Raw genomic sequence first — 13,170 nt, 5'->3', positions numbered from 1 at the left:
TATGAATTGCGGCCATACGCGCGCACCAAGCTCCCCTGCCAGTAGCCGACGTTATTCAGCAGCTTCCGAATAGGACGACGGGAGGTAGTTCAGCACCGGTCCGAGCCAGCGCTCCACCTCCGCCACATCCATGCCCTTGCGTGCCGCATAATCTTCCACCTGGTCCCGCTCGACCTTGGCGACGCCGAAATAGTAGCTTTCCGGATGCGAATAATAGAGCCCTGAAACCGATGAACCCGGCCACATGGCCATGCTTTCGGTGAGCTTCACGCCCGCGGTCTTCTCCGCATCCAGAAGCTTGAAGAGCGTCATCTTCTCCGTGTGATCCGGTTGGGCAGGATAACCCGGCGCCGGGCGGATGCCTGAATAGGGCTCGGCGATCAGCTCTTCGGGTGTGAAGTTCTCGTCCCCCGCATAACCCCAGAATTCCTTGCGCACCTTCTCGTGCATACGCTCGGCAAAGGCTTCCGCGAACCGGTCGGCCAGCGCCTTCACGAGGATCGAGTTATAGTCGTCATTCGCGCGCTCGAAACGCTCGGCAATCGCCACTTCCTCGATGCCTGCCGTCACCACGAAACCACCAATCCAGTCCGGCTTGCCGCTGTCCACCGGCGCAACAAAATCCGAGAGGGCGACATTCGGCTTGTCACCGCGCTTGGTGAGCTGCTGGCGCAGCGTGAAGAAGGAGCCAAGCTCCTCTTTCCGCGTTTCGTCGGTGAAGAGGCGCACATCATCGCCCACGGCATTGGCCGGCCAGAACCCGATCACGGCGCGCGGCACGAACCATTTCTCGTCGATGATCTTTTTCAGCATGGCCTGCGCGTCGGCAAAGAGCTGCCGCGCGGCCTCGCCCTGTTTCTCGTCCTCGAGAATTTTCGGATATCGCCCCTTCATCTCCCAGGTCTGGAAGAAGGGTGTCCAGTCGATATAGCGCGCAAGCTCTTCCAGATCCCAGTTTTCGAAAACCTTCGTGCCGGTGAAGCTCGGTTTCGGCGGCGTGTACGCCGCCCAGTCAATCCTGTGCGGATTGGCGCGGGCCTTGGCGATCGGCAGGCGCTGCTTGTCACGCTCGGAGCGTTCATGCGCTTCCGTCACCTTGCGATATTCCTCGCGCAGATTTGCAACAAAACCGTCGCGCGCTTCCGGCGAAAGCAGGTTCGAGACCACGCCTACGGCACGGCTCGCATCGTTCACGTGAACCGCCTGCCCGCGCTGATAGCTCGGATGAATCTTCACTGCCGTGTGCACGCGGCTGGTCGTCGCGCCGCCGATCAAAAGCGGAATGTCGAACCCTTCACGCTCCATCTCGGCCGCCACATGCACCATCTCGTCGAGCGATGGCGTGATGAGACCGGACAGACCGATGATGTCGACCTTCTCTTCGCGGGCGGTCTCAAGGATCTTCGCCGCCGGCACCATCACGCCAAGATCGATGATCTCGTAATTGTTGCAGGCCAGAACGACGCCGACGATGTTCTTGCCGATGTCGTGCACATCGCCTTTCACCGTGGCCATCAGGATCTTGCCGGCGCTCTCGCGCTCGCCGCCGCCATTGGCACGTTTTTCTTCCTCCATATAGGGAAGAAGAACCGCCACGGCCTGCTTCATCACACGCGCCGATTTCACCACCTGCGGCAGGAACATCTTGCCCGAGCCGAACAGGTCGCCGACGACATTCATGCCAGCCATCAGCGGGCCCTCGATCACGTGGAGCGGACGCTCTGCCTTCTGCCGCGCTTCCTCGGTATCCGCTTCGATATATTCGGTGATGCCATTCACCAGCGCATGTTCCAGCCGCTTTTCGACCGGCAGCTCCCGCCAGGAGAGATCCTTTTCCTTGGCCTCGCGCCCGCCCGTGCCGCGATAGCGTTCGGCGATCTCCAGCATGCGCTCCGTCGCCGTGCCGCCGGCCTTGGGCGCGCGATTGAGCACCACATCCTCGCAAGCCTCGCGCAGCTCCGGATCAATGGCGTCATAGACGGCCAGCTGTCCGGCATTGACGATGCCCATATCCATGCCCGCCTGAATGGCGTGGTAGAGGAAAACGGCATGCATCGCCTCGCGCACGGGCTCATTGCCGCGGAACGAGAAGGAGAGGTTCGACACGCCACCCGAGATATGGACATGCGGCAGGGTCTCAACGATCTCGCGCGTCGCCTCGATGAAGTCGACGCCGTAATTGTCGTGCTCCTCGATGCCGGTCGCGACCGCGAACACATTGGGATCGAAGATAATGTCCTCCGGCGCGACGCCGGCCTTTTCCGTCAGAAGCTTGTAGGCGCGGGTGCAGATTTCGACCTTGCGGGCCTTCGTGTCGGCCTGACCGGTTTCGTCAAAGGCCATCACGACCATTGCCGCGCCATACATCCGGCACAGCCTGGCCTGTTCCAGAAACGCCTCCTCGCCTTCCTTGAGCGAGATGGAGTTGACCACGGCCTTGCCCTGAACGCATTTCAGGCCCGCTTCGATCACCTCCCATTTGGAGGAATCAATCATCACCGGCACACGCGCGATGTCCGGCTCCGCTGCCACCAGATTTAGGAACTCGATCATCGCCTTCTTCGAGTCGATCAGGCCCTCATCCATGTTGACGTCGATGATCTGCGCGCCGCCCTCCACCTGGTTGCGCGCGACATCCAGCGCAGTGGCAAAGTCGCCGGCAGTGATGAGCTTGCGGAACTTCGCCGAGCCCGTGACATTGGTGCGCTCGCCCACATTGACGAAGGGAATGTCGTCGGTGAGCGTGAAGGGCTCCAGCCCCGAAAGCCGCATCAAGGGTGGGCGCTCGGGGATTTCGCGCGGCGGATGGTTCGCCACCGCATCGCGGATCGCGGCAATATGTTCGGGCGTGGAGCCGCAGCAGCCGCCGACCACATTGATCAGCCCTTCGCGCGCGAACTCCGCGACCTGCTCGGCCATCATCTCCGGGCTTTCGTCATACTGGCCGAAGGCGTTCGGAAGACCGGCATTCGGATAGGCGCAGATCAGCGTGTCGGCCACGCCCGAAAGCTCCGCCAGATGCGGGCGCATGGCCGCAGCGCCCAGCGCGCAGTTCAGACCGATCGTAATCGGCTTTGCATGGCGCACCGAATGCCAGAAGGCCGTCGGCGTCTGGCCGGAAAGCGTGCGGCCGGAAAGATCGGTGATCGTGCCGGAGATCATCACCGGCAGGCGAATGCCACGCTCGGCGAAGATTTCCTCGCATGCGAAGATCGCCGCCTTGGCGTTGAGCGTGTCGAAAATGGTTTCGATCAGCACGATGTCCGCGCCGCCATCGAGCAGCCCGCGCAACTGCTCCCCATAAGCAATGCGCAGATCATCGAAGGTCACGGCACGATAGCCGGGATTGTTCACATCCGGCGAAATGGAGGCGGTGCGGTTGGTCGGCCCGAGTGCGCCTGCCACGAAACGGCGCACACCATCCTTTTCTTCGGCGCGCTTGGCCGCACGGCGGGCAAGTCGCGCACCGTCGCGGTTCAACTCATAGACCATGTCTTCCATGCCGTAATCGGCCTGGGCGATGGTCGTGGAGGAGAATGTGTTCGTCTCGAGAATGTCCGCACCTGCCATCGCATAGCGAAAATGCTCTTCCTCGATAGCCTTGGGCTGCGTCAGGTTGAGAAGGTCATTGTTGCCCTGCTGGTGGCAGGCGCAGCCCGTGAAGCGGTCGCCCCGGAAATGATCCTCGTCGAAGCCGAGCCCCTGGATCTGTGTGCCCATCGCGCCGTCAAGGATGAGAATGCGCTCGCGCGCGGCCTTGTGCAGCGCGGCGAAGATCTCGGAGCCATCCGGCTTTTCGCCGACGGGGCCAAACAGTTCATCGATAGACGACATAGGCGACGCTTTTCATCCTTGATACAAGAAAGGGCTGCATCACATAAAGATATCTTTATGTCAACATGCACACCCAGACCATATCACGGATCAGCCCTGCTTTCACGCAGCGTTTCGTCCGGCCCCTGAAGAACTCAACCACCCCTCACCACCGCCTCGAAACTCTCTTCCAGAACGCCCAGAAGATGGTCCGCATTGGCTTTGGAGAAGATCATCGAAGGGCGCATCTTCAGCACATTGTCATAGGGGCCTTCCGTGCCCATCAGCACACCGCGCGCCCGCGCTTCGTTGCAGATCGCGCGCGCCGTCGCCGTGGCAGGCACCTTGCTCTCGCGGTCTTCCACCAGCTCGATGCCGAGGAACAGGCCCATGCCGCGCACATCGCCGATCACGGGATAGCGATGCTGAAGCTCGATGAAGCCGGCCTTGAGATAGGCGCCGATGTCCGCTGCATTCTGCCTGAGGCTGTCACGCTCGATCGTGTCGATCACCGCCAAACCCACCGCGCAGGAGACGGGGTTGCCGCCGAACGTGTTGAAATACTCCATCCCGTTGTGGAAGGATTCCGCGATCTCCCGACGCACCACCAGCGCGCCCATCGGATGACCATTGCCGATGGGCTTGCCCACCGTGGCGATGTCGGGCACCACGCCCTGTGTTTCAAAAGCCCACCAATGGCTGCCAACGCGGCCAAAGCCCACCTGAACCTCATCAGCGATGCAGATGCCACCTGCCGCCCGCACCATGCGGTAGACCTCATCGAGATATCCCTCCGGCATGAACACCTGCCCGGCAACGCTCGGGATGGACTCGGCAATGAAAAAGCCCGGAGCCTCGCCCTTCGTCGCCATCGTGTCGATCTGCTCGGCAACGCTTGCGGCAAAGCGCTGCGCCATCTCTTCCTGCGGCCAGTCGGCCGGCGCGCGATAGGCATCCGGCAGTTCGGCCACATGCACATGCGGCTTCGGCCCCTGCCCGCCCTTGCGGCGGAATTTGTAGGGGCTGAGATCGATGAGTTCCTGCGTCGTGCCGTGATAGGACCAGTCGAGAACGATGGCGTTCTCCCGGCCCGTATGCGCCCGCATCATGCGCAGCGCCAGACTGTTTGCCTCCGAGCCCGAATTCACGAAGGCCGCAATGGAGAGCTCCTTCGGCATGGTCGCCGTCAGCCGCTCCGCATAGGCGACGATGTTGTCGTGCAGGTAGCGCGTATTGGTGTTGAGCGTCGCCGCCTGCCGCGCCAACGCCTCCACCACCGCCGGATGGCAGTGGCCCAGATGGCAGACATTGTTGAAACAGTCGAGATAGGCGCGGCCCCGGTCGTCAATGAGCCACACGCCCTCGCCCTTCACAAACTTGATCGGCTCCTCATAGGAAATCGACAGGTTCGGCAGGAGCAGCGACTGCCGCTTCTCCACGATCTCGGCCTTGGAAAGTCGGCCCGCATCCACCGCCACGAGCCCGGCGAAATCGCTGGCGTCGGGGAAAAGCTCGCCCCATGTTTCCAGATAGCGCGTCTCGCCGACGCCCAGAATATCGTCAGCGCTCATCGTCGTGTCGCAGGCGATCTGCAGATGCAGATGGGGCATCCAGCCGCCATTTTCCTTCGGCCCGCCCATATGCGCCAGGAACGCGCCGGCCTCGACCCGGTCACCCACCTTCAGCCGGTCCACCACCTCATGGGCAAGGTGCCCCCATAGCGACAGGAAGGACGGACCATTCTCCGGCGCATGCTCCAGCACCATCACCGCGCCATAGCCAAGCCGCGCCGGCTCGATGCTCACCTCGCGCACTGTGCCTCCCAGCGGCGCATAAAGGGCGGTGCCAGCCGGCAGGAAGAGGTCGAGCCCCAGATGCCGTGTGCGGCGGGTGCCGGCGATCAGACGGGATTCGAAAATATCGCTCGTATAGACACCGCGATCTTCACCCCAGGGCCCAATGCCCAGAATGCGTCTTGCGTCGCCCACCGCTTCTTCCCAGAGCGCCTGCGCCTCGTCTGGCCGCTCCTCGGCTGAGGCAATCGCGATTGCATCGCTCCGGTCGCCAAGCGGCACATGGGCAGTCGGATAGCTCGCAGCCGGTCGCGAAAGCACCGGCGCGAAATTGCGGCGATTTTTCGCCAGCCAGCTTTTCACCGCGTGTGAACCCGCCATGGCCTCAAAGCCGCAGGCGTTTCGCAGGATGGCCGTGGCAAAGCGCGGGTCCATCGCACCAAGCCGGCGCAGAAGATCCCAGGCCGGCTTTTCGCTGACAGCAAGATAGGGATTGTCGGCCACTTCAGACTGACGGCTGGCCGAGATCGTCACCGAGGTGACAAGCCGCATGGCAACGAGATCGAACAGCAGGTCCACTTCTTCTTCGAGCAAGGGGTATTGCGCATGGAACCCCGCCGCCAGCGCACCGATGGCGCCCAGCGGGTCGTCGCAGTCGAGCGCACCGTAAGCGCCGGCAATCGCCACCTCGCAGATCAGCGCGCTGTAAAGCGCATCGCCGAAATCGATCAGGCCGCAGATCTTCGTGTGGTCTTCCGGGTCGACCAGCACGTTCCAGTCATTGGCGTCATTGTGGATCACCCCACCGCGCAGGCGCGAGAGCCGTGGCAGAACATCGGCCTCAAATCTTGCGATGAAATGCTCAGCAAGCGCGCGATCGTTCGCATCGCGGATATGATCAAGCCGCGCGCGGCTGTTGCCGGCAAGGCGCAGATCCCAGTCGAGCGCCCGCACCGCACCGGGGTGCATGAAGCCGGAAAGCGCGTTGTTGAACCGGCCGAGCAGTTCGCCGAGGCTTTCCATGGCCGCCTCGCTGCGGGGCACTTCGGCAAGCGGCGTGCCCTCGATCCAGCTGACAAGCCGCAGCCGGTGCGTCGCACCGTTTGCGCCTTCAACTGAACCCAGCGCCTCGCCCTTTAGTGTGGGAAGAAGCTGCGGCACTGGCAGGTCAGGCGCGGCGGACTGGATATGCTGCAGGAGCGCCGTCTGGAAATCGCTCTCCTCCACCGGCTCAGCCGCATTGACAATCTTGAAGATGAACGCGCCTTCCGGCGTCTTCACCTTGAAATTCTGGTCCCGTTCGCTCGCCAGAGCCGAAAGCGCGCCCTCGATGCCATAGACACCTTTGAGCAGCCCTGCCGCCTCTTCCTCAGAAAAGCGCGGAACCATGTCGAGAATTGCGGTCATGTTGAACCCTCCCGCGTGCCGTTTCCGGCCAGTCATTCATGCAGCAAATCGGGAGAGTTCCGCAATCAACTCTTCCGTCGTCACCTGTCGGCAATAGCCCTTGATGGTGCGCAGTGAGTTGTCGTGGCGTTCCTGGCTGTAGGTCAGGCAGGCATCGGTCACCTGTGTCACCAGATAGCCCAGATCGCAGGCATCGCGAATGGCGCTCTCCACGCACTGATCGGTGATCAGACCGCAAATGATGAGCTGCTTCACACCCAGATTGCGCAGAATGTAGTCGATATGGGTCGACACAAAGACGGAGGAGGAAGTCTTCGGCAGCACGATCTCGTCTTCGCCCGGCGCGATCTCGTCGATCACCTTGCCGTCCCACGAGCCCTTGGGCACATTGAAGCCCGTGATCTTGTAATCGAGGCTGCGGTCGCGACCGTCGAGCGTCAGGCTTTCGATTGTGGTGTACATCACCTCCACGCCAGCCTTGCGGCAGGCCGCCTGCAGCTTCTGCATGCGCGGGATCACCTCGCCCTCAAGCCGGTCGAAATACCAGCCATATTTCTCGTTCAGCGTCTTCTCGTCGAGATCGACAAACTCCGCGCCATTCTTCTTGGCGCTGAAGTTCTGCACATCCACATAGAGGATTGCCGCCTGTGCCGGCTCAATGGGAACGTTGCGCGTGAGTTCCATGTCTATAACTCCGTTGCGAAGCGATGCACGACGGCGGTCATGAGCTTTGCCCATTCTGCCTGCCCGGCGGCATCTGAAATGAGATCGTTGCGAATTTCAATGAGGCTGTGCGGCAATCCGCTTTCTTCCCCATGACGCGGCACGAACCAGTCCGACTCATCATCGATCTGGTAGGGCTCGTTCATGCCAATAGTCAGCTCCGGCGCATTCTCCAGCACGAGTTGCCTCAGCCGCTCGGAGGTTGCTGTGTCCTTGCGGTAAAGGAAACTGATTTCCCAGGGCCGCTTTATCCCATCGCGAAGCTGCGGATTAAAACTGTGGATCGACAGGATCGCCCGGCAATGCGGCTGGCTGCGCAATTCTTTCACGGCGGCATTAAAGGGATCGAAAATCTCCCGCCTGCGCATCGCGCGCCCTTCTTGCGTCACGCCCCGGTTTCCCGGCACCGGCACGCCATCGCTGACCTCCGGCATCGCATCGGGAGCTTCGGGCGGGCGGTTGCAGTCGATCACCAGTCGGCTGTAGCTCTGCATCACTGCGGTTGCGCCGATCCTGTCAGCGAGAAGCCGGGTAACTCCGGCAGCACCGATATCCCAGCCAATATGCGCATTGAGCGCGTCAGCCTTCAACCCCAGATCGCCCAGAGCCCGGGGGACGGTTTGGCCCGCATGCTCGCAAACAAGCAGAACCGGGAAGGTGCTGTCCCCGTTGATGATCGTGACCGGATCCGGGTCGAGCGGCGACAGGAGACGCGCGCTCTCCCCGACAGATGTGTGAAGGCTCATACTTTCTCCGCCTTGAGGGCTGGCGACGGGATAAGGCCGTTCGGGCGGAAGATCAGCACGAGAACGACCAGGCAAAGGGCGATGGGATCGCGGAATTCCTGCATGCCGGACGGCAGGTAGGCGGCCAGATAGATTTCGATGAAACCCAGCAGGAAGCCTCCGGCCACGGCCCCACGCAGCGAGCCGAGCCCGCCAAGAATGGCCGCGATGAAGGCTTTGAGAACCGGCGTGAAGCCCATCAGCGGATCGACAGAGGCACGCTGGCTCACCCAGAGAACCGCCGCAACGCCAGCCAGAAAACCCGACAGCGCGAATGCACCGGCAATCACGGTGTTGGCGCGGATGCCCATGAGGCGCGCGACGGAGAAGTCTTCCGCCGCCGCCCGCATCGCGATGCCGATGCGGTGGTGCTTCATGAAGCGGTCGAGGAAGATCAGCATCACGATGGTGGTAACGATGGCGGCAATCTTGTTCACGCCGATCACAAGCCCGCCGAAACGCACGCTTTCCGACAGGATTTCCGGCACCAGAACGGCCTGCGAGCGGGCGGAAATGAAGTTCTGGAACAGAACCTGCAGGATCATCGAGACCGCGAAACTGGTTACCAGCATGGTCGCGCCGGAGGCATTTCTGACCGGTCTGAAGGCAATGCGTTCCATGGCGATCGCGGCCACAACCGCAGCCGCAATGGCAAGCAGTATGGAGAAGGCGAAAGGAACGCCGGCAAGGCCGCAGGCCATCAGGATATAGCCGGCAATCGTCATGAGTTCGCCATGGGCGAAGTTGATCAGCCCCATGGTGGAAAAGACCATGGCAAGGCCCAGCGCCAGCAGCGCATAGGTGCCGCCCAGTGCAAACGCATTGACGGTTTGCTGTAGAAACAGATCCATTAATCGGCCCCCAGATAGGCAGCTTGCAGCGTGTCGGAATTGCGCAGTTCGGCGGCCGTGCCGGAAGCTGCGATGCGGCCGCTGGCCATCACGTATCCGCGATCCGCAACCTCGAGCGCCATCGAGACATTCTGCTCGACAACCACCATGGTCACCCCCTGCTTGCGCAACACGGTGATCAGCTCGAAAACCTGCTCGACGATCTTCGGCGCGAGCCCCAGCGACGGTTCGTCGAGCAGGAGAAGGCGCGGATTGCTCATCAACGCGCGGCCAACGGCCAGCATCTGCTGCTGGCCGCCCGAAAGCGTCCCAGCAAACTGCTCACGGCGTTCCCGCAGGATCGGAAACAGATCGAACACCCGATCAAAGGCCGTTTTCACCTTGGCCTTGTCCTGCATCGAGTATGCACCCATGAGTAGGTTTTCCTGCACGCTGAGCGTGCCGAAGACGCGCCGCCCCTCGGGCGACAGCGTCATGCCAAGGGAGGCGAAACGTTCCGGCGCGCTGCCGGTCACGTCCTGTCCTTTGAAGGTGATCCTGCCTGCGCTGGCCGGTGCCAGACCGACCAGCGCATTGAGCGTCGAGGACTTGCCCGCACCATTGGCGCCCAGAAGCGCGATGATTTCGCCTTCACGCACCTCCAGGTCGACACCGCGCACCGCCTGCACGGCACCGTATTGAACCTGAAGCGACTGGACTGTCAGTAGCGCAGACACGTCATGACCTCACTGAACGCGGGGTTCGGGGATGAGCGAGGCGTCAGGCGTCGGCTGACCGATCAGCTCGCGGCCGCCATCCTTCACGCGGATCAGGCTCACCTCGCGCAGCGGCATTCCATCCGTACCCTTGTAGGTGATCATGCTCGTCGCGCCCTGGACGTTCTCCAGATTGGCGATCGCGTCGCGCAGCGTCTGCGCATCGGTGGAACCGTCCGCCGCGATCACCGCCGCCTCGATGACCTTGATGAGGTCGTAGCCAACGGCGTTGAACACGGTTTCCGGCGCCTTGCCGTTCACCTCTTCAAACTTCTTGTTGAAGGCTTCGAGCGGGCTGCCCTCGGTCGGGTGACCTGCCGTGGTGAAGACAAGTCCTTCAGCCACAGCACCCAGCGAGAAGGTGGTCGGGCTGTCGATACCGTCGGAACCGATGATCTGGCTTTCCACACCGGCTGCGCGCAGCGCCTTCAACATGGAGGGGAAATCCGGCTCATAGGTCGAGGTCATGATCACGTCGGGCTGCGGGTCCAACGCCGCAATGCGCGTGGCAATGGCGGAGAAATCCTGCTGGCCGATCGTGTGCGTGTCCTCGCCCAGCATCTTGCCGCCAAGCTTCTCGAAAACTTCCGCGAAGTAGAGCGGCATCGTCGTGTACTGCGTGTCGGGCGAATAGATGATATAGGCGCTGCGGTGGCCCTCGTCATAGGCCCATTTGGCCGAGACGGTGGCCTGCACATTGTCGCCGGGGAAGTTGGCGAACATGTAGTCGCCGCCGATCTGCGGCAGGGTGGGCGAAGAGGCGCAGGTGGAAATGGCCGGGATCTGCGCTTCGGTCACAACGCCGATTGCCGCCAGCGCCGGGTCGGCATCGCAGGGCAGCACGATCACGGAAACGCCCTCATCCACCAGTTCCTGGGTGGCGATGGAGGTCTGCGCCGCGTCGGAACGCACGTCCTTTTCCAAAAGCTCGATCTTGATCTTGCCGTCGATGCCGCCGGCCTCGTTGATTTCGTCCACGGCGATGTGGATGCCGTCGATCACGGGCGTGTCGAAGGGAGCGAGCGCGCCGGTCTGTGCGGTAGCAACGCCAACGCGCAGCGTTTCAGCCGCAGCCGGAAACGCCATCGCACTTGCGAGAAGCGTGGATATGAGCAGTTTGTTCATGTCAGTTCCCTCTTTCTTGTTTGTTGGTTTGTCAGGCGGCCTTGCCCGGCCCGAGATATGCCTCGATGACCGCCGGGTTCTCCCGGATGGCAGCCGGAGCGCCATCCGCGATAAGCTTTCCTTCGTTCAGCACGACAATGCGGTCGCACAATTCGTTGATCAGCTTCAGATCGTGGTCGACGAGCACCACGCCGAGCCCCAGATCGGCCGAGAGCACTTTCAGCCGTTCGATCAGATCGTCGGTCTCCTCGCGGTTCATGCCGGCGGCCGGTTCGTCGAGCAGCAGAAGCGTCGGTTCGCAGGCGAGTGCGCGCGCGATCTCCACCCGGCGCTGCTCACCATAAGACAGCGTGCCCGCATCCTCGCCGGCGCGCTCCTCGATGCCGAGGCGGGCGAGTGCCGCACCGGCCCGCTCCTCCGCATTCTTCCCGCCATGGGTGGAAAGGGCCGCCGCCAGAACGTTCTGATAGACGGTCAGCGTCGGGAACAGACGGATGTTCTGGAATGTGCGGGCGATGCCTGCGTCGGCGATCTTCTCCGATGCCACGCCGGTGAGCGATTTCGAACCCAGCACCACATCGCCTTCGGTCGGCTTCAGCACGCCGGAAATGATGTTCAGAAGCGTTGTTTTTCCCGAACCGTTCGGCCCGATGAGGCCCAGGATCTCGCCCGGATTGACGGAGATGGTCACATCGTCCACCGCGCGCAGACCGCCAAACTGCATCGACACATGCTCGACCTTCAGACGGTCGTCGCTCGTGCGCTTGCCAAGCGCCTCGGCCCTGCCGCGCTTCGGCCTGAACGGGAAGACACGCTCTTCCCATTCCTTCAACCCCATCACGCCCTCCGACATGCGGAACATGGCAAACAGGATGAGCAGGCCAATACCGATCTGCGTCGTGCCAAACACCGCCGGCAGCTCGAAACCGCCAATGGAAAGACCGCTTTCAAAGCGGCGCAGGATTTCGGTGATCACCGTGATCAGGATCGTGCCGGAGATGGCGCCCGTCACCGTCGTCATGCCGCCGACGATGAGCATCGCCAGAAGCAGGAATGTGTCGTGGAAATAGAACTTCTTGGGGCTGAACGCGCCCAGAAAATGGGCGATCAGCGCACCCGAGAGCGCCATGATGGCAGCGCTGAGAACCCATGAGACAAGACGCTCACGCTGCACGTTGATGCCTACGGCCTTGGCCGCAATGGCGTTCTCGCGGCCCGCCCTCAAACGCAGGCCGGAAAGCGAATCGCGATACCAGCGCGCCGCGATCAGCGCGATCACGCAGGCCACCGCAGCGATGATCAGCGTCGTGTCTCGTGGCACACCGAAAAAGGACTGCGCGCCGCGCGTCACGTCGCGCCAGCCGATGATCACGCCATGCACGATCACCAGAAGCCCGAGCGTCGCAATGGAGGCGGCCGACCCTTCCAGCCTGCCGATGGCAATGCCGATCAGAAGCGCAATCGCCGCCGTCACCAGAACCGCGACGATGATGGCCGGGATGAGCGAGAGCTCAGTGGACGCAAGCCAGTCCGGCAGCCCGCGCAGCGTCGCCATTTTCAGCCCCGCCGGCAGTGTCAGAAGGCCCGACACATAGGCGCCGATGCCCATGAAGGCCACATGGCCGAAACTCAGGATACCGCTATTGCCGCTATAGACGCCGATGCCTGTCACCGCGATCAGCGAAATGAAGAAAACCGTCAGCACGCGCTCGGCAGCAGCACCGAAAAGACCGGCAACGACAACCCCCGCCACCGCCAGAACGATAATGGCGAGAGCGGCTGCAATGAAATGCTGGCGCGATGACGTGAACATGAATTCCCCTTTTGCTCCCCTCCTCTAGCTTTGATATTATTTTTTCATAGTCAACCAGAAATTTTCATATTGACTTATGATTTTCAAAGTCGTCTGTTTTGCAGG

At 62.0% G+C, this 13,170-nt stretch carries 8 protein-coding genes; all 8 read right to left on the bottom strand.

The features are described from left to right. Window positions 1–51 precede the first annotated feature (51 nt). On the bottom strand, window positions 52–3,834 hold the full coding sequence (metH, locus tag AC2CHD_RS10255; RefSeq protein WP_484553588.1) for a methionine synthase: 3,783 nt from the start codon (window positions 3,832–3,834) through the stop codon (window positions 52–54). 134 nt (window positions 3,835–3,968) lie between these two features. Continuing rightward, complete coding sequence (locus AC2CHD_RS10250) at window positions 3,969–7,013, bottom strand: aminotransferase class III-fold pyridoxal phosphate-dependent enzyme (protein WP_484553587.1); 3,045 nt, start codon at window positions 7,011–7,013, stop codon at window positions 3,969–3,971. Between the two features lie 36 nt (window positions 7,014–7,049). Further along, window positions 7,050–7,697, bottom strand: coding sequence for a cysteine hydrolase family protein (locus tag AC2CHD_RS10245; RefSeq protein WP_484553586.1), 648 nt, complete (start codon window positions 7,695–7,697; stop codon window positions 7,050–7,052). A gap of 2 nt (window positions 7,698–7,699) precedes the next feature. Beyond that, window positions 7,700–8,482, bottom strand: a complete 783-nt coding sequence (locus AC2CHD_RS10240; RefSeq protein ID WP_484553585.1) for an N-formylglutamate amidohydrolase — start codon at window positions 8,480–8,482, stop codon at window positions 7,700–7,702. After that, entirely contained in the window at window positions 8,479–9,372 is an 894-nt protein-coding gene (locus tag AC2CHD_RS10235; protein ID WP_484553584.1) for a branched-chain amino acid ABC transporter permease, read from the bottom strand. Before AC2CHD_RS10235 ends, AC2CHD_RS10240 begins: the two co-directional genes overlap by 4 nt. After that, the gene (locus AC2CHD_RS10230; RefSeq protein ID WP_484553583.1) at window positions 9,372–10,088 is read right to left on the bottom strand and encodes an ABC transporter ATP-binding protein; all 717 of its coding nucleotides are present in this window, start codon (window positions 10,086–10,088) and stop codon (window positions 9,372–9,374) included. Before AC2CHD_RS10230 ends, AC2CHD_RS10235 begins: the two co-directional genes overlap by 1 nt. A 9-nt stretch (window positions 10,089–10,097) precedes the next feature. Next, window positions 10,098–11,252, bottom strand: a complete 1,155-nt coding sequence (locus tag AC2CHD_RS10225) for an ABC transporter substrate-binding protein (protein ID WP_484553582.1) — start codon at window positions 11,250–11,252, stop codon at window positions 10,098–10,100. A 31-nt stretch (window positions 11,253–11,283) separates the two neighbouring features. Then, on the bottom strand, window positions 11,284–13,065 hold the full coding sequence (locus AC2CHD_RS10220; protein WP_484553581.1) for a branched-chain amino acid ABC transporter ATP-binding protein/permease: 1,782 nt from the start codon (window positions 13,063–13,065) through the stop codon (window positions 11,284–11,286). Window positions 13,066–13,170: the final 105 nt, after the last annotated feature.

This window comes from Nitratireductor sp. ATLC21 (assembly GCF_057196525.1).
Note: the sequence above shows the minus strand (reverse complement) of the source record. Positions and strands in the feature narration are given on the sequence as shown.